Source organism: Alteromonas sp. DY56-G5 (genome assembly GCF_041414725.1).
Classification (GTDB): Bacteria; Pseudomonadota; Gammaproteobacteria; order Enterobacterales; family Alteromonadaceae; genus Alteromonas; species Alteromonas macleodii.
Genome location: NZ_JANHZQ010000028.1, coordinates 16,186 through 40,286 on the forward strand (window position 1 = coordinate 16,186; position 24,101 = coordinate 40,286).

Below are 24,101 nucleotides of genomic sequence, written 5' to 3' on the forward strand. Positions count from 1 at the left end.
AAGGGCGAGGCTGCAATCGCAGCCCCGCCCTTTAAAATCCGTATTTGAGGCTTAGAAGTGAAGTTCTAGCCCTGCGAATACACCATCAAATTCCATGTCAGCGTACACATCATCAAGGTCTTCAATATCTACCGTTACATTTCTGTAACCCACCTGAAGCGTCATATCAACCGCTAAACTTTCAATAAACGAGTACTGAATTGCAGCTTGATAATCACTAAGCTCATGGTCGTCGAACGACAAATAGCTTCCTTCAAAGTATGCTGATAAACCTGTAAACGGTAAACCTAGCTGAACCTTTGAGTAAGCCATTGGAACAATACCAGAGAATTCTGCAGATCCGCTTGTGTCACTCGCTCTATCCACAACGAACAGTGCGCCGTCGATGTACTTCGCATTAACACCTAAGTCAAAGCTCACCAGATCGTTATCAAATAACTCGTAGTACAAAATGAAATCTGTAGCATCAAGCTCTACATCTGTATTAACCGTGGTGCTTTCAGTAAACAGTTCGCCGTCAAAAGTGAATTCAGACTGAAGCGTTGTGGTGCCCGAGTTATCTAATGTCGTGTGATTTACTTTTACATTAGGTAAAAACGGTACAGGATGCTCAAAGGCAATGTATAGCGCCGTATTGGTCTCATCATCAAAGTTAAAGTCAGCGGTGTTGTTGCTATCAGCAAAACCGCCCTGCGTGTCGGTTTGCCATACTTGGGCTCCAACATATACGCCTGCGATAGTGTCTGCATGAGATGAAACTGAAACTAATGCGCATCCCAATGCGGCAGCTATAAGACCCTTTTTCATTAATTATCCTTGATTAAGAAGTTCTGAAAGTTCAATTAAAGCAGCGTTTGCACGAGAAATATAGTTTGCCATTACCAAAGAATGGTTCGCTAACATGCCAAATCCACTACCATTTAAAATCATTGGACTGAATACCGACTGCTGTGTCGCTTCCAGTTCACGAATAATTTGCTGAAGACTAACCAATGCATTCTTATCTTCCAATACGTCGTAAAATTCAATTTCCACGGCTTTTAGAAAATGAAGTAAAGCCCACGTAGCACCGCGTGCCTCATAGAAATTATCGTCTAGTTTCCACCAACTCGTTTTAACTACACGCTGGCTGGCTACAGGAGAAGACTGCTTTGCATTCGAGTCACCCGCCAGATCAGTGTTCAATCTAGCCGATCCTACGCTGGCACTAAGTCTTTGTGAATAACTGCCCAACCGTTTTTCTACCTGTTTCAACCATTCGCGCAAGTTGTCTGCGCGAGTATAAAACTGACTGTCGGTGTTTCGGGTATTCGCTAGCTCGTCACGGTATTTTTTTAGAAGCTCTATACCGTCAGAGTAACTCGATTCAGAAGAAGGCAACGCCCAGCTTTTGTGATCCATATTAAACTTAGGGTGAGCTTTTGTAAGGTATGGATTTTCAATAGATTGGGATTGAGAGCGGCTGAAGTCTTTACGCATAGAGAGTGCAAGGTCTCGCACCATTTCCAGCGCACCGAATTCCCATGCGGGCATGTTATCTAAAAAGATGCCAGGAGGCGTAATGTCGTTAGAAAGATATCCACCAGGCTTATCAAGTAAGGTTTCCGACACATCAATCATGGTTGTTGTTAATGTGTAACCCGCAATATTAGTTGGATTCTCAACAGGCGAGTTTTGCTTTAAACGTTGTCTAACATCAAACGTGTCTGGGGATAGGCTCCAATACCATCCTATTAGCCAGAAAAGTAAAACTATCACTACAGCGACAATCGCTATCCGTTTTGAGTTTATAGATTGTCTCATATAACACCAACCTTCCTTTTAAATAACAAATAGCCGACGGAGGTCAGCTATTTGTAGTCTTAATACTATGTGAAAAATGCGAAACCTTTGTGACGGTCGTCTTTATATCACCATCTTTTACTACGTTAACACAACTTAAATAAAATTATGATGATTATACATTATGGTGCATATTTCGGTCATTTTGCTGCTTATAAGCGGCAGAGTTTCGATTTTTCAAAGCATATAGCGCTATCGCGATAAGTATAATTGGCCAAAATGCACTTACTCCCACCACTAATAATGCTAAAAATCCTGCGCCTAGCGCTAAAAGAATTGTGCCCATAACGCTTACAGCAACAACGAAACCAACGATAGCGAGGACTACGCCGACTAGCGATAACACTGCTACGTTTTCCCAAGGACTTAGCAATTCATCTGACATGATTAAGTGCATACCCAACCAGCTATCTACTAAGCTGCCTAAACAATTCACCAAAATAATGGCGATGACCAATGCAATCAGAAAGTTCTTCATTACACTAATCTCGGTAATAAGATAACGGCTGCAATATAAGCCACTAGCGTAATAGGCGTAGCGATGAACAAGCCTGCTACAGCTGCCGCTCTAACCCATACTGCATCTATATCAAAATAACGTGCAACTCCTGCACACACACCTGAAATGATTCCAGAATCAAGGTCTCTATAAATTCGTTTTTGTGATGGTACTTTCATCATCTTCTCCTAAAATGCTTACTTCGATATCTACAATGCGGGCTGCGGCTCTCAAGGTCGCCTACGCGACCTTCTTCTTCTTAAGTTCAGCCAATTCCTTTTCGATAGCTTCATCTGCTTCCATTGCATCGAACTCGGCCTGCAGTGACGTTGCTTCATTCGACTTTGTTAGGTCGTACGCATCAACTTGCGCTTCTAGATGATCAATGCGCTGCTCGTAACTCTCAAAGCGCATCATGGCATCATCAATTTTTCCTTCGTGATCAGCTTGCTTCACTTTTAAGCGTGTTTGCGCTGAATGCTTGCGTTGAACCAGCGTTTTTTGCTTGGCTTTTGCTTCGGCTAACTTACTGTTCAGACGCGCAGTATCGCCTTGGATTTTTTCGATACTTTCTGCAATATGCGCTTCTTGTTCTTCAAGAGAAGCTAGCTTTGCAACATACTTTTGTTTTTCGATTAGTGCGGCTTTAGCCAATGACTCTTTGTCATTATTCATTGCGATCTGTGCTTTGTGCTGCCACCCTTCCACTTCTTTGTTTGCTGATGCCATATGGCGTGCAAGGGTTTTCTGCTGAGCAATAAAGCGCGCTGCATCAGTGCGAACCTCAACTAAGGTTTCTTCCATTTCTTGAATAATCAAACGAATGATTTTTTCAGGATCTTCCGCTTTATCTAACATTGCGTTGATGTTTGCTTGAACAATATCGTTAATGCGCGAAAACATACCCATGATTATTTCTCCGTTAAAAGTAGTGTTGTGGTTTCCAGCACTTATTCTTAGTTACGCTGACCGCTGGTTACCGCTGACTGAGTTCTCCTCAACACTCTAACTATTACAATCACCGTGCCATTTATTTAAAGCACTGTTTTCAAAGAACTTTAATTTAATTCCGGAAATCACCAACTGTTCAACAAGCGACCAAATACAATTTTTTAGCGTATTTAACCAATAGATTTGTTAATTTGACCACCCCTGTTTTTTGCGTTTTTAATGTCTAAGTCACTGTGCTACACGCACAAAAAAAGCGCCTTTCGGCGCTTTTGCTATATACCAATATCGAATTAGTCGGCATCTTGTTCTGTAGAACTACCTTCAGACGGGGTAACAACAACTAAATCAGTCACGCTGACCTTACCACTTCCGCGCATTTCTTGTGGGCTTAGCTCAAAGTGATACGTTGCGTTTGCTACTGCTTGGTACACGTCAGCCTTAATTTCCTGTGATGTGGTAGCCACTGCGTTTGAAACCACATTAGTTAAAAACGTTTGAAGCACTGACTCTTCTGCATTTGCTACGCTGCTTGCCATGCTTGCTGTCAGTAAAGTTGCTGCGATTAGTGAAGTTTTCATAATTTCCCTCTGAAGTTAGTCAGTGCAACAACAAGCCGTTGTTGCGATACTTAGAGGATTGCGAGAGCTGTGCCAACTCCTTTAAAAACACTTAAAGCATTGATATATATAAATTTAAATAAAAAAGCTCGCGAGACAGCGAGCTTTTAAGAATTGAACAAATATTAAACTTTGGTCAAAATTACTAAATCGTTAGTCTTTTTGACTATTAAACGCGGCGACTTCCTTTTGTGCACTTTCTACAGCGTCTAGCGCATTTAGCAGCAGATTGGGATCTGGATTTTTTCCTGTTCCATTTTGGCTTAAGTATCTACGCCAAATACGTCCACCCGCTTGCCCTTGATAAAGACCCAAAATATGCCGAGCTGCATGCCAGGGTTTGAAATAGGGATCGTCTTGGCGTTCAATATACTGCTGCATTTTCAGCACAATTTCTCGGCGTGACATGCTCTGAGCTTCAGTATCTCCGAAAATCTCTTTATCTACGGTAGCCATAATGTAAGGATTAGCGTAAACCTCACGCCCTACCATAACGCCATCAACAAGTTCTAGCTGTTGCTGGGTTTCTTCTAGCGTTTTAACCCCACCATTTATGCTAATTGATAATTCAGGGCGAGCCTGTTTAAGTCTATGAACCCGCGGATAGTTTAACGGCGGAATTTCGCGATTTTCTTTTGGGCTCAATCCCTGTAGCCACGCTTTCCTTGCGTGAACAATAAAGGTATCGCATCCGGCATCTGCCACGGTATCGATGAAACGAGCGAAGTCTTCATCTTCGTCCATATCATCAATGCCAATACGGCACTTTACCGTAACGGGAATATCTACCGCAGCCTGCATGGCTTTGACACAACTTGCTACCACCTCTGGCTGGGCCATCAAGCAAGCACCGAAGCTACCGTTCTTAACTCGATCACTTGGACAACCTACGTTTATGTTAACTTCATCATAACCGCGCGCTTGTGATAGCTCAGCACACTTGGCCATGTCAGACGGATCGCTTCCGCCCAGTTGAACAGCAACAGGATGTTCCTCTTGGTTATAACCCAGATAGTCACCCTTGCCGTAAATGATCGCGCCTGTGGTTACCATTTCTGTATAGAGAAGTGTGTGCTTAGACATTAATCGTAAAAAGTAGCGACAATGGCGGTCTGTCCAATCCAGCATTGGAGCGACAGAGAATTTACGATTTAGCGGAGTGATAGACACGACAGGAACCTCAGACACAGTTATTACTTATATACCTCGCGTACGCGCGAGCGGCGTATAGTACCTATGTTCAATAAAAAAACAATGTCGCTTGCCATTATTTGATAGGCCTATTCCAGCCTTAAAAAACAGCTCAAATCGTAGAACGCATAAGTAAATCTTCATAGATTATTCAACTTACTGAAAAGATGGCGTTTTTTGTATAAGGATTTTTGTAGGTATTTGCCACTATTATGCTTTTAGCGTATTTCAAAGTTCACGATTAGCGGCTATTGTATAAAGTAATAACCATAATTAGTAGCACAGACAAAAATGTGATTGCAGCTCATTAGCGTGTTCAACGCAAAGAACTGCGCCTTCCGGAGACATTTTATGGCGGACAAGAAGCCGAAGGATCAGCAAGCGCAAGACGTAACTCAAACTGAAGGCGCGCCCAAACCAGCAGACGAACTTGCTCAACTTAGAGAAATTTTGTTTGGTCAAACAAACCGTGCATTCCGTGCAGATCTTTCTGCGTTGGAGTCACGGGTCAACGACAGCTTCTCTAAACTGAATACGCATCTTGATAATCAGTTCAACGATATACGTAAGCTTATTGACCAACAGATCACAGAATTATCGAATCAGTTGGCCAGTGCTAACGACAACCACAGTAACGTGCAAGAGCAACTTCAAAACACCACTGACAAATTGCAAAGTGAATTGGAGATAGCGGAAACTGCTGCAAAGAATGACAACGATGCATTGGAAGCTCATGTGGTTAAAGAACTAGAGTCGCTTGATAATTTATTTAGTAAGCGTCACCAAGAGCTGCTAGAGAAGCTTCAGCAGGTAACCAGTGAGCTTTCAGAAAGTAAAACCGATAGAAAAACGTTGGCAAACTTACTTTCGACTATGGCCACCAACCTCGCTACAGATCATTAATTAATGACTGAAAAAGTGCCGCCGTCGGAGCTATCTGACAACTCTCTAGACAAAGTCAGAGAGCTACTCATTGGAAGGGACGACAAGTTCGTTCAAGAAAAGTTGAATCGCGATGCAAAAGGCATCGTGACAAACGTCGTTTCTGAAGCGCTCTTTGAACGCGAAACAAAGGACGGCTCAGTTAACAAAGTACTTGTTCCTCTTGTAGAGAAGTCGCTTCACCGCTCTATAGAAGCTAATAGCGACAAGATTGTTGGTACACTTTATCCCTTGGTTGGCACGCTTGTAAGAAAGGCGGTATCTTCATTTCTTGTTGAGTTTGTCGAGCGCACTAACGCGCTTATCGAAAACAGCTTAAGTCCCAAAAGCGTATCTTGGCGATTCAAAGCTTGGCAGTCCGGAGTCAGGTATTCTGAATTTGTCGCATCTCAAATTTACCAATACCAAGTCCAACAGCTGCTGGTCATTCATCGAGAGACCGGCACGCTACTTCACAGCATTTCTTCAGATCCTGATAAAGAAAAAGACGCAGACTTAATTTCGTCAATGCTAGTGGCCATTAATGACTTTGTGGCAGATGCGTTTGGCGTTACCAGTACTGAGTCAGAAAACGAGCTCGGCGAGATAAAAACGGAAGACTTTACGCTGCTAATAAAAATTGGGCCACAAGCGCTGCTTGTTGCTGCGGTTACGGGCAGTATTCCTCCAGAGGTACGCGGAAAACTTCAACAGGCGTTGGAAGACTTTCATCAGTTCTATCAGCAACCGTTGCTCACTTATGAAGGTGACAATGCGCCCTTCGACGGTTGCGAAACCATTCTTTCAGACTGCTTAATAAGCGAAAGAAAAGAGGGTGAAGGAAAAAAATCAAACCGATTAATAGGTGCACTAGTGCTTCTGGTGATTTTTTTCGCACTTGCAGTGCTGTCTTTTATGCGTTTGTCGCTAAGCATCTTAAAAAGCGACTTGCACGAGCTTCCCCCTCCACCTGGCATCATAGTAACTGATACTTATGTTTCCAATGGGAATGTGCACGCTAAAGTCCTTCGCGACCCAGTCGCTACCAGCATCGAACAATGGTTTAGCGATAATAACATCGATGCAGAAAGAGTTACTGTTATTGAAGAACCCTTTGTTTCTTTAAAACCAAGTGTGGTTGAACGCAAACTTGAAAAGCTCGTGAGCGACTATCCACTCAGCGAATCAGAAAGCCTATTAATTAAAAAAGGTGATGACCATAGCTTTATTATTTCAGGAACCGTATTCACCCCAACCGCAATTAACTTTACTCAGCAAATAAACGCTATTCCTGGTATTTCGACAGTTAACGTTGATACCACCGCGCTAAACGTCAAAGCAGCCTATCAAATTGACAATGCTGAGCTCCAGAAGGCCGCATTGAACCGACTAGTTAATAAGGTTTCCTCACAAAATGTACTTTTTGCTACTAACCAAGAAGCGCTTTCTGAAGTACAGTTAGCAAAATTAGAACCTCTGGCAAACGACATAAAACAATTGTTAACCCTTGCTGACAAGACAAAAACTGTTGTCAGTATTGTTGTAATGGGTGCCAGTGATAATTCAGGCTCAAGCGCACGAAATCGCGCATTGAGTCAAAAACGAGCAGAGAATGTTGTGAATTCATTAATTTCACTTGGCGTAGAAAGTGATATTATTATACCTGTAAGCTTAGGAGAGCTACCATTGCAGAAAGCATCAATGGGGCGTTCAGTCATGTTAAACGTTTTAATATCCAGTGAGCAGCAGTAAGGAAGCTTTGCAGTGATACAGAAAAAAGTATGTATTTTAGGGCCCACTGGTGTTGGCAAAACAAGCCTGATAAAACAGTTCGTTGAAGGTATTTTCTCCGAAAAATACAAGACCACTATTGGCGTAAAAATAGACAAGAAACAAGTCAATAAAGACGGACGCGGCGTTCAGCTTCTACTTTGGGATTTAGAAGGTATCGACAGATACTGTGGCTTCAACCCTCGCTACCTTCGCGGCGCAAGCGCCTACATTATTGTAGTTGACCAAACTCGGTCTCAATCCTTGCTTGAAGGCATGGAAATTCTAGAACTCGCACGCGAACACTACCCCGATATCCCCGCATTTTTTGTTGTAAATAAAACCGATCTCCCCACAAGTTGGCACTGGAGTGAGGAAGAACTCAATTCTTACGCTCAAAAATTCGCTTCACTAACGAAGACCAGCGCAAAGACCGGCGAAAATGTAGAGAGTTTATTCAGTACAATTGCGTTTTGGTAGGAGATTGCCATGGATATTCATTTATTAAATGCATTGGGCATTACTAACTGCGCGCTATTTAGGTGTAACTCCGAAAGCGACATTGAATGCTTAACGCCAGAACTTCCATGGCTAGGAAATGTTGTTACGATTGACGAAAACAACAAACTGCAAAAGAAGCATATCCCCTCCATTTTTTTAGACGACTTTTTTCTCGATGCCGACGAAGTATGGAAAGGCGAAACGTCATTTACGCTTTCATCTGGCTTTTGGACGGAGCACAATGAGAGCCAAGTACTTCGCTTAGAAGCATTGGCAATTAATAGCGAATCGGGTTCTCGCTATCTGGTCGTTAAAAACGTAGAAGAGCAATTTGACGAAAAACGTAAAACGCTGCAAGCCGCGCGGGAATTATTGCTAAGCCATCACGAAATTGTAGGTCAGCATGAGTATATTAGGCACAAATTAAATGGTGTTTTACGCAAGAACACCCGACTTCAAAAGCTCGTTCCGCCCATTCAGCAAGCTATTCACAACCTGGAAACCGGCGTTGTCATTTTAGACGACAAAGGCGGATTGATATTGGACAACAAAGCGTCTCATAGATTGCTGCTGTGTAATAGCACAACGCCAAGCTCTATTCGCGTCAACGAGCTTCTTACTGATATTGATGCGCCGGCAACGTTTCTTCCCGCACTGGTGCAGCGAAAAGCCCCCTGGCAAGGGGAGCTTTATTGGCAACCTGTTGACGATTATGGTGTGTGGCTTCAGGTTACCATTCACCCTGTATTACAAGGGGATGAGTTAACCCATTGGGTTTACCTACTTACCGATATTACCCATATCCACAATAAAGAAGAGAGCGTATTGACTGCCAGTGGAATGGACTCGTTAACAAAGGTAGCCAATCGCAATTTGTTTACCGATACAGTAAGAAGACTGGTTCAGGAAGAAATCGCATTCAAGTTGTTCATCATAGATATATGCGACTTTAAAAAGATAAATGAATCACTTAGCTATCAGTCGGGTGACGAGATCCTTAAATCGTTCGCACTGCGACTGCAAACCTTTGTCGGCAACAGCGGGTTTATAGCGAGAATAGGCAGTAATGAGTTTGCATTGGTGAAACGTGAAGATACCTTTAACGAACTTACCAGTGCTGAGTATATTGAACAGCTAGTCAAAAAGCTCACTCAAACCTATACCGTTCTCAATGGCAGCGAGCCGAACTTAGGCATTAATATTGGCGAGGCAAACTTCCCCCCGACACTGCCCGTCAACCGAATCACTTCTTCAATGTGCTGACATCGCCTTGCAGGCCGCTAAATACCAAGGTCGCAATGTGGTACTTACCTACAGTGAAGAACTGCACAAACAACATCATGCAATTAGCGAGCTTGAGAGTCAGCTACGTTCTGCCATCGAAAACAATGAACTCAAACTCTTTTTGCAGCCTATTGTCGATTTAGAGACTGGCAAAATTGTTAAATGCGAGGCATTGGCAAGATGGATAACGCCGGAAGGTAAGTTTATTTCCCCAGAAGTGTTCATTCCTCTTGCTGAAAAAAGTGAACTCATTTTCCCTTTCGGCGAGTGGCTTATCAATGAAGCTTGTGATGCTATAGAAGCGTTAAAGGCTTCTAATTTAGACATTAGGTTGGCCATTAATATCTCTGGCCGCCAAGTGTCAGATTTAGCACTACTAAACCAAATTAAAAACGCATTGGAAGATCACCAACTCCCCGGCTCAAACTTATCTATCGAGTTAACCGAAAGCGTGTTTGTGGAAAGCTTGGATACCGTTTCAGTATTACTCAACGAGCTTCGAGCAATGGGGATCACCGTGTCGATTGACGATTTCGGTACAGGTTTTAGTTCACTGGTGTATCTGAAGAAACTGCCTATCGATGAGCTTAAGATTGACCGTTCCTTTGTCAGTGAACTTGAGAAAAACACCGACGACCAAGCTATCGTTCAGGCTATTCTTGGACTGGCGAGCAACTTAAACATTAAGATTATTGCAGAAGGTATTGAAACCCAACAGCAGCAACAGTTTTTGCAAAATCATCGGTGTGCTTATGGTCAGGGTTACTTATATCAGCGCCCCGTTGCCATACCTGAATTTATAACTTTAGCGCAAAAGCTAAAGTAAGCTTAAGCAAAGCTTCATCAGCCATAAACAAAAAAGCCGGAGTACGATCCGGCTTTTTTACAGCTTGTATTTTACGCTTAAATTAGCCCCATATGTCCTGCATGGAACTCCAAGTGCTCTTCAATAAATGATGCAATAAAGAAGTAACTATGATCGTAACCTTCATGCATGTTAAGCGTAAGTTGCGTATCTGACTGTTGCGCAGCATGAACAAGTGACTGAGGTTTCAGCTGCTCGTGCAAGAACTCATCTTTTGTCCCTTGCTCTACTAGCAGAGGTACACTGTGTGTTTTGCTTGCTAATAGCAACGAGGCGTCGTAATCCTGCCATGCTGCCTTGTCGTCGCCTAAGTATCGACCTAAGGCTTTCTCGCCCCACGGACAATCTGAAGGATTTGAGATAGGGCTAAAGGCCGATACCGATACAAACTTATTAGGATTACGCATGCCAATAACTAAAGCACCGTGTCCGCCCATTGAGTGGCCGCTAATAGCGCGCTCTTTGGTTACAGGGAACTCGCTTTCAATAAGCGCAGGTAGCTCGTTCACAATATAGCTATACATTTTGTAATGCTTATCCCACGGCGCCTGCGTAGCGTCAACGTAGAAGCCTGCCCCAAGGCCAAAGTCATAAGATCCTTCTTCGTCATCTGGAACGTTCTCGCCACGGGGAGATGTATCGGGCGCTACAATAGCCATACCTAATTCCGCCGCTAGCTTCATTGCACCGGCTTTTTGCATAAAGTTCTGGTCGGTACATGTCAGCCCTGACAGCCAGTAAAGCACGGGCACTGGCTTTTCTTTCGAGGCGAAAGGGGGAAGAAAAATTGCGAAGGTCATATCGCATTGTGTTGTTTCAGCTTTATGGGTATAGCGTAAATGCCGTCCCCCGAATGCTCTATTTTCGCCAATAAGCTCCATTTCAGCTCCTTAAATACGTAAATTTGCACCTTTATTGTGGAATCAGTAAAGGCTCTATCGGATTTTAGATCAAGTTCGTTTACACTAAGCGCCTAATTTTTGAGGTAAGTACAATGGTAAAAGCACTGTTGCATCATATTGTTGGCACTATTTCGGTCATCTGCTATTTCGTCAATACGGTAGTGTGGTCAACGCCTATTTTTATTTTGGCTATTTTTAAACTTATACCTATTGCGCCGTGGCGACGATTCATTTCTTATTTACTCGACGCATGCGCGACTGCGTGGATCGGCGTTAATAACCTGAATCAGCGCATCAGCGGACGCACCAAATGGCAAGTAAACGGACTAGAAAAACTCACTCGAGATGATTGGTATCTCGTTGTTGCTAATCATCAATCTTGGGTCGATATCTTAGTTCTTCAACGTGTATTTAACCGAAGAATCCCATTTTTGAAATTTTTCCTCAAAAAAGAGCTTATCTATGTTCCCATTTTAGGTCTGGCTTGGTGGGCACTCGATTTTCCATTTATGCGCCGGTATTCCAAATCATTTTTGGCTAAAAACCCGCATTTGAAAGGAAAGGATATGGAAACCACGCGTCAAGCGTGTGAGAAATTTAGGAATAAGCCTGTAAGTATTATGAATTTTGTTGAAGGCACCCGCTTTACGCAAGCCAAGCACGACAAGCAGGCCTCGCCTTTCACTCATTTACTTAAGCCTAAAGCAGGCGGCATTGCATTCGTTTTATCTGCGATGGGCGATCATTTGCATAAGCTTATTGATGTCACAATTGATTATCCGAACGGCGTACCGTCTTTCTGGGACTTCGTTAGTGGTAAGGTTCGTGATATTCGTGTGAATATCAACGTAATGCCCATCAAAGACATTATGGAAAACGGCATTTTCAGCGACAATTATTTTGATGATCCGCAAGTTCGAGCCCGTTTTCAGACGTGGTTGAATGAACGCTGGCATGCCAAAGATCAACTTTTAGATTCACTAAACGCAACACAGAAACCATTATGATTCGCGCAGTACTCGCTCCTTTTATTTTCGTATTACATACTTCACTACAAATCCTCAATCTTGCGTTGTGGGGAGGCTTAATTATCTTACTGGGTTTGGTAAAACTTATTATGCCTAACGGAAAGATAAGAACGGCATGGAATAAAGTGATGCACGGGCTAATGTTTAGCTTCGGACGGGTCAGCGTTCTCATGATACGCTTGTTTAACCGCGTCGATATTGAGTGTTCGGTACACGGCGAGCTGTCAAAAGACCGTTGGTATCTGATTATTGCCAATCATTTAAGCTACCTCGACATTATTCTGCTCATCGAATTCGCAACGAACCGCATTCCTGCACCCAAATTTTTCCTTAAGAAAGAGCTTATTTGGCTGCCATTTGTCGGACTGGGTGCCTGGGCACTTGATATGCCGTTTATGCACAGATACACCCGTGCGTATTTAGAAAAGCACCCAGAGAAAAAAGGAAAGGATCTCGAAACCACCAAAGCGTATTGTGAGAAGTTTAGAACGGTGCCCACAACGGTCATTAACTTTGTAGAGGGAACTCGATTTACTTCATTGAAGCATCTGTCAAAGCAAAGTCCCTATAAAAACCTCCTGCCTCCCAAAGCCGGCGGCGTTTCCTTTACGCTCTCAGCTATGGGCGAATTATTTACCAACGTGTTAGATATCTCGCTGCTTTACCCGGAAAATAAGCGTCACCCTATGATGGCAATGCTTAGCGGTCAGATGACAAAAATCGTGATCGATGTGAACGTTACGCCGGTACCTGAATTACAACAGCATTCAGAACGCACTGAGTCTGAGTTTCGTCTTTATTTCCAAAACTGGTTGAACGGTCTATGGGAAAATAAAGACAACCGTATAAAGAAAATGTTGGAGTCGTAATTAATGGAAGTCAGTGCTTCAGTACGCGATAACTTTATTCACATAGTTAATGATATTTTCCCGAATCTTACTACTGAAGATCCGCTGTATAACGTCATCGCACTAAGTAGTATTTTAGTGGTGTCGGCGGTAATCTATATTATCGCAAGGCTATTGGTGCGCCCCCAGATAGCCAGTTGGGTATACAAATCCAATAACCTTTGGGACAACGCCTTGCAGCAGCACGGATTTTTCCGTCGCTTAATGCACCTGTTTCCTGCCCTGTTTATTTACTTAACCACACCGGTACTTATTAGCGATGAAGCCGTGATGCACGGTATGGTGATAAAGAGCGCTCAGCTATACATGTTATATAGCGGCCTTCTTGCCTTATATGCCATGTTGAGCACAGTGGAAGACGTTTATAACGCCTCAGCGCTTGCTAAACGCGCACCTATCACTGGCTTTATTCAAGTTACCAAATTGGCATTTGCTATTGTCACCATACTATTAAGTATCTCTTTAATTGTAGACAGAAGCCCGCTACTTATTGTGTCTGGCTTAACCGCCATTGCCGCTGTTTTACTATTGATATTCAGAGACACCATTCTGGGCTTTGTTGCCGGCATTCAAATAGCCGCTAACCGCATGTTTAATACGGGCGACTGGATTGCCATGCCTAAGTATGAAGTAGATGGTGAAATACTCGAGATAGGCCTTACCAACGTCAAAGTACAGAACTGGGATAAAACCATTTCTACGCTGCCGACTTACAGCCTTACTACAGAAGCAGTTAAGAACTGGCGCGGTATGCAAGAGTCTGGCGGACGCAGAATTAAGCGCGCCATTTATATTGATGTGCACTCTATTAAGCTTTGTGACAACGATATGCTAGAGCGCTTTTCGAAAATTCGCTATATCAACGAATATATCGATAAGAAGAAAAATGAGCTCCGGGCTTATCACCGAGATTACTCCATTGATGAGTCGGATCTGCTAAACAGCCGTCGCCTTACCAACATCGGCACTTTTAGAGCTTATTTAGAGGCATACTTGCGCAAGCACCCAGATATAAACCAAGAACTAACCCTAATGGTTAGGCAGCTACCGCCTAATGAGCTTGGTTTACCTTTAGAAATTTACTGCTTCAGTGCACAAAAGGAATGGGTGAGGTACGAAAAAGTACAGGCGGATATTTTCGACCACGTTATGGCTATGCTGGATTTGTTCGATTTACGCGCTTATCAACGTGATGGACATTTGTCGCTGCTTGCCCATCGCGAACAAAGCGCTTATAGAAACAGTCCCGAAAGCGACAATGCGCCTGAGGATGCTCTGGAGAAGAGCGAACCTAATCGATAAGGCAGTGATGAATAAAGACTTGTTCAAGACGAAAAAAAACCGGCTGAGATAGCCGGTTTTTTTAATGCTTATCGCTTAAGCCAATGCGTAGGCCATCAGTAAGCAAAGTACTAAACCAGTAACGCCAAAAAAACCGTACTCGATTTTTTCCTGCATACCTTCAGCACCTGCTTTAGCAGTCATAAAGCCCATAACGATGCTGCTTAGCCCTAGCGTAAAGGCAATTAGCGCAACACCAAACATAATTGCATTAATCCAATCAGCCATTGTGATAACCCCTTAAAAATATTGGCGGTATTATGCACCAATAAATAAGATTTAACCATGCTTGGATTGGCTTAAATGTACCGCTATTGGTATTAATTGATCTTAGTCAAAACTACTAATTAGTTGGTAATCTCACTAAATAGTGTATTTAGCAGAGCATAAAGAAATCATCAAATATCACTAACTATTTGAAAGATATATACTTTAAATATTGGCAAGGCCATTGCTCTACCTTAGGTATAACAGCGAGTATCGTTAGCGTCTATCTGACAGTGACACTACAACGCATTGCAGTTTGCTTCGAGCACTTTCGTTAACGCGTCACACGTAAATTAAGGAATGAACAATGTCTAAGAAACTATTACTTTCAGTTGCCCTTACCAGTACTTTAATGAGCGGCCACGCATTGGCGCATGACAGCAGCTTTCAAAACAACAGTTGTGACATGGAGCTTGATGGTCATATTCAATATTACCAAGGTGATCTAACGGTACAGATGGACAATGGCTCAGTGATGACGATTGACTCCCATCACAATATGACCATTAACGGCGAACCAGTATCGCTTGACAGCGAACAACAGCGCTGGGTAAGTGAATATTACAACAACATTGATATCGCCATCCCTATGACCTTGAATATCGCCAGTGAAGGGCTGCAAATTGCCAACGTGGCAGTAACTGAAGTATTTACTGAACTGTTAGGCGGCGATCAAATGGGTGACGATTTTCGTGAACTGTTCGACTCACTTGAAACCAAACTAAACACTTCATTCTATGATGACGCAGGGAATATTCGCGTTGATTCAACTAAATTCGATGAGCCAGGTTGGTTTGACGAAAGCTGGGAGCAAGAATTCGAAGCGCAAATTGAGTCTTTAATCAGTGAGTCTATGGGTAGAATACTTATTGCCGTAGGAACACAAATGTTGTGGGAAGGCGGTGATATGTCTGAGTTTGAGCAAAAGATGGAGCGCTGGGGTGAAGATTTAGAATATCGCTTAGAAAGCCAAGCGGCTGCGCTAGAAGAAAAAGGCGATGCATTGTGTAAGGTACTGAAGAAAGCGGATTATGCCGAAGGCAAAATGCAGGCATCCATATCTGGGCTAGATGACTTGAACCTGCTAGATCTTGATCAAGACAACCACCATGACCACAACGACGAAATGAAAATGTAGTTGGAGCATTTAGCGAACTAAACGCGCAAAACGAAACGACTTGCAACGCTAACCACTCACCTTAGAAAACCGACTTTAACCCAGTCGGTTTTTCATTTTTACAGTTAACGACAACCGCCCTCCAATTAATGTACTCTTAAGCCCTAAACAAAGGGGTATTTAATCGATGACTCAAAATGTAGTAATTAGTGGCTACGGCTGGTTAGCCAGCTATGTGGGCAAAGCACTTTCAGGCAAGGTCAATATTGTTGGCACCACTCGAAGCCAACAGAAACGTCTCGCGTTAAAAGACCAAGGTATCACCGCAATTGAATATGCCCTGGGCGAAGATACATCAGCGCTTTGTAACCATTTGCCAAACGCTACCTTGTTGCTAAATATTCCCCCTGGCAGGAGAAACACAGATCTCGCGTCATACACCAACAATATGCTGCAGTTGATAGACGCAGCCATCAGCGTAAAGGTAGCGCATATCGTGTTTATCAGCACCACGTCGGTTTACGGCGATGCAACAAATGAGGTAGTGTCCGAAGTCAGCACTACACAGCCGCAAACAGCCTCGGCCAAAGCCCACGTGACTATTGAAGACTATTTATTGTCTAAACGAGGTCAGGTTGATATCAGTATTGTTCGCCTAGCCGGTTTAGTAGGCCCAGACCGTCACCCCGCCCGCTCGTTAAGTGGAAAACAGTTAGATGCAGGAAATAAGCGAATAAACCTTGTACATGTGTACGACATTGTATCTGCGCTGACGACCATCATTTGTGGCAAGCCGCTTAACGATGTTATTCACCTTTGCAGCTTGTCTCATCCTAAGCGCGGTATTTATTACGTGGATGCAGCGAAGGCGATGGATATTGATGCTCCTCGCTTTTCTGATACTGAAGCAGAACCTGCTGGCAAAGTGATTGACGCCGAACAAAGCTGGGCAAGGCTAAATATTACACCAGAGTATAGCGACCCCTATCGCATGTTTTAGGCTTTACACTTAGTGAAAATACATACTCTGACACAAACAAAAACGGCAAGCTTTAGGCTTGCCGTTTTTAAGTTGAGCTCACTGCTAGCTCACGTCATTTCTTGTAAAACCTGACTATCCGAATAGGCTCAACCCGAAGTATTTTACAGCTACCGTGTTTACAAAAATCACGAGTAAAATAAGCGGAATAAAGGTTTTCAGCGAAATATCCACGTACTTTTCAAACCAGCTGCCTTTGTAACCACTGCTGCCCTCTTCCAAAGAAGCATTGAAGTTTGCACTCTTCCAACGATAAATAACAAACAAACAAATTAGCAAGCCGTTTAAAGGCAAAATCGTGTCGTAGAACACATCGTAAATGACATCAAACAGTGATTTATCTGCGCCAGCGTAGTGCATAAACGACGTAAGCATATCAACTTTACCGAATGACAACGCACTTAGGATGGCTAGCAAAATCATAATGCTTCCTAGCGACCCAAGCGCCCATTTACGGCTTACACCTTTTTCATCCATAAGCGCCGCAACAGGTACTTCAAAAATAGACACTAGCGACGTAATTGCCGCAAAGAACACTAATAAGAAGAACAAGCTAGCGACAATCGATGCGCCCATATATCCAATCGAGTCTTGTAACGCTAGAAAGATACTAGGCAGGTAAGTAAAAATCATGCCCACTGACGATTCACTTAAATCATCAGGGTTAATGTCTGGGTTAAAAGAGAAGATGGCTGGAAGGATCATCAAACCCGCAGTGAACGCCACGGCTGTATCCGTTAACGCCACCAGCTTTGCAGCGCTCGGTACATCTGCACGCTTATCAATGTAGCTACCATAGGTTATAAGAATACCCATGCCCAACGATAGAGAGAAAAAGGCCTGCGATAGCGCACCATTCACCACTTCAGCAGTAATTTTTGAAAACTCAGGAACGATGTAGAACTCAACGCCAGCCATCGCATTTTCGCGGGTTAATACGAAGATAACGAGACCGATTAGCATCACGAATAGCGCAGGCATGAGCAGCTTTGCCGCTTTTTCTATCCCTTCTTTTACACCGCCTTGAAGGATGAGGTAGACCACACCAACAACGGCCGCCATATATAAAAATATGGCTTCTGAGTTAATAAACAGCCCAAAGGTTTCTGGGTTAGCTAACTTGTCTAGATTTCCGCTTACTGCTTCGAACAAATAGCCGAAAAGCCACACGGTAATAACCATGTAGAAAACGGCAATCATGAATGGCGTAGCAATAGCTAGCCACCCCGCGACTTTCCATTTCTTTTCATTACCGCTTATATCACTGTATGCACCAAGCGGGTCTTTTTTAGCATGGCGACCAACTGACATTTCCGCCAGCATTACCGGTAAACAAATGGCAAAAACGAAAATAGCGTACATTAAAAGAAATGCACCACCGCCATTTTTAGCTGCACCGACAGGAAACCCTACCAAATTACCTATGCCTACCGCAGAACCTGCAGCAGCCAAAATAAAACCTATGCGCGATCCGAACTGTTCTCTGGCCCCGCTCATATCCCTTCCTCTTGTTGAGTTATTGTTATAGCAGTTCGCCGTATCATGCCTTGTGATGCACAAAAACGTCGTGTGCTCACAATTTATGCTGGTTGTCGGTACTTACTATTCGTAAGAATCAAGCCGAGCGAACTGGTATTATTTATTATCAGGATGGCGTTTGTTGTTATGACTCACGTGTGGCGTCAACGCGTTGTATTGCTACCTCTATGGGCTTATCAATACGCTGCACCATTCCCAAAAATAGCATGGTAACAGCAGTGAAATAAAAAGTCTTGATGTTGGACTTGCTGAAATGATGTTAGACCGTATCACCAAGTTACCACTTCGCCATTCCAGTCGATAAAATGACAAGCTTGGTCTCGATTAAGCGCCGAAAGGTGGTGAATGAGCTGTTTAGCGGTAAACTCAGGCGTGAACAGTTTCTTGGCGGCGACGTTCTTTTGAAAAGGCTTAGAAAGCCCCGTATCAACCGTCCCAGGGTGATAACAAACAAGCATCACGTCTTTCAATCTGCGCTTGTATTCTACCGACGCCGTTTTAACCAACATGTTGAGCGCCGCTTTCGACGCGCGGTAGCCGTACCACCCGCCAAGTCCATTATCTGAAATACTCCCTACTCTCGCGCTTAAGCAAACAAGGGTTGAGCCTTCTTTACTCATAATATTCACCAAATGCTTGAGCCACATTGCGGGAATAATGCTGTTAGTCGAAAAATAAGCCGCTAAGGCCTGCTCGCTGACATCTTCCAAACGTTTCTCAGGATGAATGCCATCGCTTTCGCGGTGTAGAAAGCCTGTTGTGATAATTACCGTAGTTAACACAACCTGCTGTTCAGCCAGCTGTTCAACAAATTCGCTAATGTGCCTATCGTCCTGTTCGGCCAGCTGATGATAGGTAACATCCCCAGAATGATTAGTGTCAGCTAAAGGGGCGCGACTAACCGCAAACACCCTAGCACCTTCACTGCTATATTGCTCAATAAGCGCAGACGCAATGCCGCCCGACGCGCCCACTATGAGTACGTTATTTTTCACTGGCTTCTCCTGGTATGCAGCGATCGCACTGGCGTTTTTTACCTGTTAACAGGTATGAAATGGTGTATCTATGCTTTGCGAATACATTGTAGAAAGCATCGGCCACATGACGAATAACAGGCCAGCGAAGCGGTGCATATAGCCAACCCATGCCCACGGCTTTCCATGCTTCATGAGTGACATCAAGGCCAGTTATCAACGTCCCGTCTTCACGAAGTCCGTGAATTCTTGCATTAAGTGCATGCCAATCCATGGTTGGATAACGGTTCGAAAAATCGGGGGCCTGAATATCTACCAATGTTAATTTGTTGTGCTTGTCTCTTTTTCTTAAATGACGCATTTCAGCGATACACAACGGACAATACCCGTCATAGAAAATAATCACGACTGAATACCTCTGCCAAATTTTGAACACGTTTATACGCATTCTTACCAGTTGCAAACTGCTTGAAAGAAAGCAGCTAACTTCACATGTTAAAACCTTTCACTTAGCTCGCACATTATTCTTATTTAATATTCGTTTATACGATAAAAAAACACGCTTGGATGACTTGTGTTGTGACCTACCCGCACCCACACTACAGACAAAGATTAAGAGAGGTTTTTACTATGGCAAATTTACAAGTCGCCACGTTGGCAGGCGGATGCTTTTGGTGTATCGAATCAGCGTTTAATAGCGTTGAAGGCGTGGAAAAAGCAATTTCTGGCTATGCTGGAGGCGAAAAGGCCGATCCAACCTATGAAGAGGTATGCAAAGGAAATACTGGCCATGCTGAAGTGGTACAAGTGACGTTTGATGCCGACAGCATTAGCTACCGAGAGATACTAGAAATTTTCTTTGCGCTGCATAACCCTACACAGCTTAACAGACAGGGCAATGATGTAGGCACACAGTATCGCAGCGCGGTTTTCTATCACGACGATACACAAAAAGCTGAAGCAGAAAAAATTATCGCAGAAATCACAGAAGAAGAGATTTGGCCCGATCCCGTAGTGACTGAAATAGTAGCAGTAAATAACTACTACGACGCCGAAGACTACCACCAAGATTACTTCAAAAATAATCCACAAAACCAATATTGCTCTATGGTGGTGGCGCCTAAACTTGCGAAGTTCAAAAAAACCTTCGCTTCTCGACTTCGCAGCGACGCATAAATAAAACAGCGATATTAAGCGCGCTATCAATAGCGTTAGCCAACAATAAAAAGGGTTGCTTAAAAGCAACCCTTTTGTTTTTCAATCTATTCGTTTTCTTATTATTCAAACCAAACGCTGTTAATTTCTAGTGGAAATAATAAAGGCGCTAAGTCTTCATAACGCTTCTTATGCGCTTCACACGTCGCGTTTTTAAGGTAGTTTTTCTCCCAAGGATCGTTAATGATCCACAATGTATTTTCAATGTTCACTAATCCTTCCATCGACGAATTATCCATTGTGTACTGTTCGCAACTCTGATCGCCGGCAACGTCGAAAGTAATAGGGATACGCTTTGTTGGCTTACTGCCACTCACATCAATTACCCACAGTTCATTGTCGTTTCTTGCTGCGCCAAACAAATAGGATGCGCCCGTTGAATGAGTATATAACGCCAGTCCATTGATAGGGTGATTACCTGAAGTAAACGAAGGAAGTTGAAGGTTAGGCTCGCTCACTGTGGCAAAATCATTCGACGAGAAAAAGTCTTCATCAACAGCCAATGTAAAAATTCTTGGCTGTCCTGCTTTATCTTTCTCTAGCGCCAGATATAACGTGCCGTCTTCAGCCATCGTCAACCCTTCAATGCCGTCGTTAGGAAAATTACCTACTTCAAAATCGTTGGGAAACTGAAGAGGTCGCACATCCGACATTTCAACCGAGCCATTATCTTTTCGTGTCAATTTTACCAACAAGGTAGGGTAATCTGTTGACCCTGTTTCCTCGTATTTGGTTTCACAGCGAGGGCTTAATGCGCCGGTACGGGTAGCATCTTCGGTAACCGTATAAATTACGTTAGTATCTCTGGGGTCTACGGCTAGCGCTTCTAAATCAGGCTGCTCACTCAAATAGCTATAAAAACAGCTTCGGCGCACGGTGTTGGAAAATGAAAAGCGTTCGCTCGATGCGCTCAGCGTTGCGGTATCTGGTGAAATGCTATGAAGTTTCAACTGTTGAGTGGTATCAGCGCTAGCATCTGCGATAGTGACAAGTTGACCGTCTAGCACCACTAACCCTGAGGTTTGAGGATCAAACATAACGTTGCCTTTTTCATCAAGGATCCATTTACCCACAGTGACTTCTGTTAAGTCTTGAGGTTCAGGAGTAATAACAACGTCTTTCGGCTCGCTACAGGCGCTTATCAGTAAAGTGGTTAGCACAGCACTGGTTAAATATTTTAGCATAGTGTGAAGTCCTCTCTCCGTTTATTAAGACGAGAGCAAAAGGTAAAACTGAAAAAATTGTAAGGGAGTATATCGAGCATACCGTTTATTCACAAAAAAGAGTAAGGTTATGCGATAGACATCAGGTTTGCTGAGTACATATATGATTTGGCAACGTTAAATAGTCGTGCTGTCATCATGTTTTCGATTAATGTGCAGCATATTTAGTTAACACGCTTACGTGTATTAATATTGACGAAAATTAAAGGAGAGCGTCATTTCTACGCAGCACTTGCCCCAAGTTATTGCAGGTCCGATAGTAAGAAAGGTGACATCTACAGAATGTCATATTTGGGTAGTAACCAGTAACGCCGATTCACCTGCTCTAAATCTATCTGCAAATGAAGTCGTCGTCAGCGGCAATTGTCAACGCGAAACCATACGCGTAGGTAAGTACGCATTTATACACTTGCTCTCTTTCACTTCGTCAGAGCCCTTCGAAGATACTGCGCGGATAGGTTACTCGCTATCTTTTAGCGACGATGCTCAGCAGGCTTCATGGGAAAATGAACAACGCGGGCTTCTTTACGATGGGCAGCCTTCCTTATGTTTCCACTACACCGAGACTCCCGAGACCATACTGCACGGCTCATGCCGTAAGCCTCACTTTCACAGTGATGATGCCCTAGCACAAGTAGATGTACTCCATAAAAATGCGTTCAAAAAGCAAAATGATTTTCCCGATCTCCTGTTGATGACGGGCGATCAAATTTACGCTGATGATGTCGCAGGTCCTATGCTTAAAGCCATACACAGCGTGATTGACCGTTTAGGTCTTTATCATGAAGCACTGGAAGGGGCAGTAGTAACCAACACTAATGAACTTGCCACACATGAACATGGGTATTACGAACGAGAGCAGCTTCTGCCACAAATTGCGACCAATACGGTACTGTCTTCAATATTCTTTGGTGCTAAGAAGAAACCGGTATTCACATCAGTAAACGCGCAAAACCATTTGATTGGCAGTGCGGAGATCATCGCTATGTATTTACTGGTGTGGTCCGACACGCTTTGGGCTGATATCAATATAGATAAAGATGGGATCCCCCCAAAATACCACGCTATTTTCGACAAAGAACACGAGGCGCTTAACGGCTTTGTAAAACAGCTACCGCAGGTACGTAGGGCTCTGGCACATATTCCTACCTATATGATCTTTGACGATCACGATGTTACCGACGATTGGAACTTAACCCGGGGCTGGGAACAAGAAGTCTATGGAAACCCTCTATCAAAACGCATGATCGGCAATGCGCTTATCGGCTACTTGCTTTGCCAAGGATGGGGAAATGCGCCAAAAAAAGTAGCGCCATTAATTGCTAAAGTACAAGAATCAATGGGAGAAAGCGGTTTAAACTCGCACGATGAAGTCATTGATGATCTTTTGGATTTTGATCAGTGGCATTACCGTTTAGATACCACACCACCTATTGAGGTTTTAGACACCCGCACGCAGCGTTGGCGCAGTGAATCTAATATGAATAAGCCCTCGGGGCTAATGGACTGGGAAGCACTGTGTGATTTTCAGCATTCCATAATCGGCAAAGAATCTGTCATCGTTGTCTCTGCCGCTCCCATTTATGGCGTAAAGGTTATCGAAGCCATTCAAAAGGTGTTTACGTTTTTTGGCAAGGCGCTTACTGTTGATGCTGAGAACTGGATGGCCCACAAAGGCACCGCGAACGTTATATTAAACATATTCAGGCATTACAAAACGCCCCCCGATTTCATCATTCTATCTGGCGATGTGCACTATTCCTTTGTATACGATGTACGCCTGCGCTTTAGGCGCAACAGCCCCCACATCACCCAGTTCACCTGCAGCGGATTAAAAAACGCCTTTCCGGATGGATTGATCAAATGGCTAGATAGATTAAACCGCGTGCTTTATCGCTCTAAATCGCCTCTAAACCTTTTCACAAGACGTCGAAATATGTCAGTAAAAGCGAGAGAGCCAAGTTTGGGCTATGGCGAATTATTCAACGGTTGCGCCATTGGTGTATTAAAAATTTCACAGAAAAACACCGATGTTCAGTGCAAAGCTTTGTTGAGCAACGGTAAAGAGGTAGAATTCCCTGCTTCTAAAGACGATTAGTTCAAAAGA

25 protein-coding genes are annotated in these 24,101 nt (G+C 43.5%); 12 read left to right on the forward strand and 13 right to left on the reverse strand.

All coding sequences use genetic code 11. The features are described 5' to 3' along the window. Positions 1 to 51: 51 nt before the first annotated feature. The 7 genes from NO989_RS13995 to dusA form a co-directional block, all read right to left on the reverse strand. Positions 52 to 807, reverse strand: coding sequence for a TIGR04219 family outer membrane beta-barrel protein (locus tag NO989_RS13995; protein WP_014950720.1), 756 nt, complete (start codon positions 805 to 807; stop codon positions 52 to 54). A gap of 3 nt (positions 808 to 810) precedes the next feature. After that, on the reverse strand, positions 811 to 1,803 hold the full coding sequence (locus NO989_RS14000; RefSeq protein WP_014950721.1) for a DUF2333 family protein: 993 nt from the start codon (positions 1,801 to 1,803) through the stop codon (positions 811 to 813). A gap of 154 nt (positions 1,804 to 1,957) precedes the next feature. Next, positions 1,958 to 2,320, reverse strand: coding sequence for a hypothetical protein (locus tag NO989_RS14005; protein ID WP_014977415.1), 363 nt, complete (start codon positions 2,318 to 2,320; stop codon positions 1,958 to 1,960). Next, positions 2,320 to 2,520 (reverse strand): PspC domain-containing protein, encoded by a 201-nt coding sequence (locus tag NO989_RS14010; protein ID WP_014950723.1) that lies wholly within the window; start codon positions 2,518 to 2,520, stop codon positions 2,320 to 2,322. The genes NO989_RS14005 and NO989_RS14010 overlap by 1 nt, the downstream gene beginning before the upstream one ends. Positions 2,521 to 2,581: 61 nt before the next feature. Continuing rightward, a complete protein-coding gene (pspA, locus tag NO989_RS14015; RefSeq protein WP_014950724.1) occupies positions 2,582 to 3,250 on the reverse strand; it encodes a phage shock protein PspA in 669 nt (222 codons plus the stop codon). A 332-nt stretch (positions 3,251 to 3,582) separates the two neighbouring features. Next, on the reverse strand, positions 3,583 to 3,870 hold the full coding sequence (locus tag NO989_RS14020; protein WP_371342753.1) for a hypothetical protein: 288 nt from the start codon (positions 3,868 to 3,870) through the stop codon (positions 3,583 to 3,585). A 192-nt stretch (positions 3,871 to 4,062) separates the two neighbouring features. Next, positions 4,063 to 5,037: a tRNA dihydrouridine(20/20a) synthase DusA gene (gene dusA / locus NO989_RS14025; protein WP_222936674.1), complete on the reverse strand. Its 975-nt coding sequence runs from the start codon at positions 5,035 to 5,037 to the stop codon at positions 4,063 to 4,065. A gap of 414 nt (positions 5,038 to 5,451) precedes the next feature. Here dusA and NO989_RS14030 point away from each other — a divergent pair, with 414 nt between their 5' ends. Genes NO989_RS14030 through NO989_RS14050 form a run of 5 tightly spaced genes read left to right on the forward strand, consistent with a single transcriptional unit; the run spans position 5,452 to position 10,402 of the window. After that, the gene (locus tag NO989_RS14030) at positions 5,452 to 6,003 is read left to right on the forward strand and encodes a hypothetical protein (protein ID WP_014950727.1); all 552 of its coding nucleotides are present in this window, start codon (positions 5,452 to 5,454) and stop codon (positions 6,001 to 6,003) included. Positions 6,004 to 6,006: 3 nt separating this feature from the next. After that, entirely contained in the window at positions 6,007 to 7,773 is a 1,767-nt protein-coding gene (locus tag NO989_RS14035) for an OmpA family protein (protein WP_371342754.1), read from the forward strand. Positions 7,774 to 7,785: 12 nt separating this feature from the next. After that, complete coding sequence (locus tag NO989_RS14040) at positions 7,786 to 8,271, forward strand: Rab family GTPase (RefSeq protein WP_371342755.1); 486 nt, start codon at positions 7,786 to 7,788, stop codon at positions 8,269 to 8,271. A gap of 9 nt (positions 8,272 to 8,280) precedes the next feature. Then, complete coding sequence (locus NO989_RS14045) at positions 8,281 to 9,555, forward strand: GGDEF domain-containing protein (RefSeq protein ID WP_371342756.1); 1,275 nt, start codon at positions 8,281 to 8,283, stop codon at positions 9,553 to 9,555. Next, a complete protein-coding gene (locus tag NO989_RS14050; RefSeq protein WP_371342757.1) occupies positions 9,494 to 10,402 on the forward strand; it encodes a putative bifunctional diguanylate cyclase/phosphodiesterase in 909 nt (302 codons plus the stop codon). The genes NO989_RS14045 and NO989_RS14050 overlap by 62 nt, the downstream gene beginning before the upstream one ends. Before the next feature lie 77 nt (positions 10,403 to 10,479). Here the strand turns inward: NO989_RS14050 and fghA are convergent, their stop codons facing one another. Then, on the reverse strand, positions 10,480 to 11,322 hold the full coding sequence (fghA, locus tag NO989_RS14055) for an S-formylglutathione hydrolase (RefSeq protein ID WP_014950731.1): 843 nt from the start codon (positions 11,320 to 11,322) through the stop codon (positions 10,480 to 10,482). 113 nt (positions 11,323 to 11,435) lie between these two features. Between fghA and NO989_RS14060 the strand changes: the two genes are divergently transcribed. From NO989_RS14060 to NO989_RS14070, 3 genes are read left to right on the forward strand one after another with little or no spacing between them, the layout of a single operon-like run. Then, positions 11,436 to 12,350: an acyltransferase gene (locus tag NO989_RS14060; RefSeq protein ID WP_014977421.1), complete on the forward strand. Its 915-nt coding sequence runs from the start codon at positions 11,436 to 11,438 to the stop codon at positions 12,348 to 12,350. Next, entirely contained in the window at positions 12,347 to 13,240 is an 894-nt protein-coding gene (locus NO989_RS14065; RefSeq protein WP_014977422.1) for an acyltransferase, read from the forward strand. The genes NO989_RS14060 and NO989_RS14065 overlap by 4 nt, the downstream gene beginning before the upstream one ends. 3 nt (positions 13,241 to 13,243) lie before the next feature. After that, positions 13,244 to 14,581 (forward strand): mechanosensitive ion channel family protein, encoded by a 1,338-nt coding sequence (locus NO989_RS14070; protein WP_039231214.1) that lies wholly within the window; start codon positions 13,244 to 13,246, stop codon positions 14,579 to 14,581. Positions 14,582 to 14,656: 75 nt separating this feature from the next. On the opposite strand, the gene NO989_RS14075 is transcribed toward NO989_RS14070, so the two are convergent. Next, the gene (locus NO989_RS14075; protein WP_014950735.1) at positions 14,657 to 14,848 is read right to left on the reverse strand and encodes a hypothetical protein; all 192 of its coding nucleotides are present in this window, start codon (positions 14,846 to 14,848) and stop codon (positions 14,657 to 14,659) included. 346 nt (positions 14,849 to 15,194) lie between these two features. Between NO989_RS14075 and NO989_RS14080 the strand changes: the two genes are divergently transcribed. Continuing rightward, positions 15,195 to 16,025 carry a DUF2884 family protein gene (locus NO989_RS14080; RefSeq protein WP_321824834.1) on the forward strand — a complete coding sequence of 277 codons (831 nt, stop codon included), beginning with the start codon at positions 15,195 to 15,197 and terminating at the stop codon, positions 16,023 to 16,025. 166 nt (positions 16,026 to 16,191) lie between these two features. After that, a complete protein-coding gene (locus NO989_RS14085) occupies positions 16,192 to 17,004 on the forward strand; it encodes an NAD-dependent epimerase/dehydratase family protein (RefSeq protein ID WP_321824835.1) in 813 nt (270 codons plus the stop codon). Positions 17,005 to 17,118: 114 nt separating this feature from the next. On the opposite strand, the gene NO989_RS14090 is transcribed toward NO989_RS14085, so the two are convergent. The 3 genes from NO989_RS14090 to NO989_RS14100 form a co-directional block, all read right to left on the reverse strand. Further along, positions 17,119 to 18,540 carry a sodium-dependent transporter gene (locus NO989_RS14090; RefSeq protein WP_014950738.1) on the reverse strand — a complete coding sequence of 474 codons (1,422 nt, stop codon included), beginning with the start codon at positions 18,538 to 18,540 and terminating at the stop codon, positions 17,119 to 17,121. A 311-nt stretch (positions 18,541 to 18,851) separates the two neighbouring features. Further along, on the reverse strand, positions 18,852 to 19,577 hold the full coding sequence (locus NO989_RS14095) for an SDR family NAD(P)-dependent oxidoreductase (RefSeq protein ID WP_287498176.1): 726 nt from the start codon (positions 19,575 to 19,577) through the stop codon (positions 18,852 to 18,854). Beyond that, the gene (locus NO989_RS14100) at positions 19,567 to 19,962 is read right to left on the reverse strand and encodes a thiol-disulfide oxidoreductase DCC family protein (protein WP_014977428.1); all 396 of its coding nucleotides are present in this window, start codon (positions 19,960 to 19,962) and stop codon (positions 19,567 to 19,569) included. Before NO989_RS14100 ends, NO989_RS14095 begins: the two co-directional genes overlap by 11 nt. A gap of 224 nt (positions 19,963 to 20,186) precedes the next feature. Between NO989_RS14100 and msrA the strand changes: the two genes are divergently transcribed. Then, positions 20,187 to 20,732, forward strand: a complete 546-nt coding sequence (msrA, locus tag NO989_RS14105; protein WP_014950741.1) for a peptide-methionine (S)-S-oxide reductase MsrA — start codon at positions 20,187 to 20,189, stop codon at positions 20,730 to 20,732. Between the two features lie 101 nt (positions 20,733 to 20,833). Here msrA and NO989_RS14110 read toward each other — a convergent pair whose 3' ends face one another. Then, positions 20,834 to 21,955 carry a hypothetical protein gene (locus NO989_RS14110; protein ID WP_371342758.1) on the reverse strand — a complete coding sequence of 374 codons (1,122 nt, stop codon included), beginning with the start codon at positions 21,953 to 21,955 and terminating at the stop codon, positions 20,834 to 20,836. A gap of 271 nt (positions 21,956 to 22,226) precedes the next feature. On the opposite strand from NO989_RS14110, the gene NO989_RS14115 reads away from it, so the two are divergent. Continuing rightward, entirely contained in the window at positions 22,227 to 24,092 is a 1,866-nt protein-coding gene (locus tag NO989_RS14115; protein ID WP_371342759.1) for an alkaline phosphatase family protein, read from the forward strand. The last annotated feature ends 9 nt before the right edge of the window (positions 24,093 to 24,101 follow it).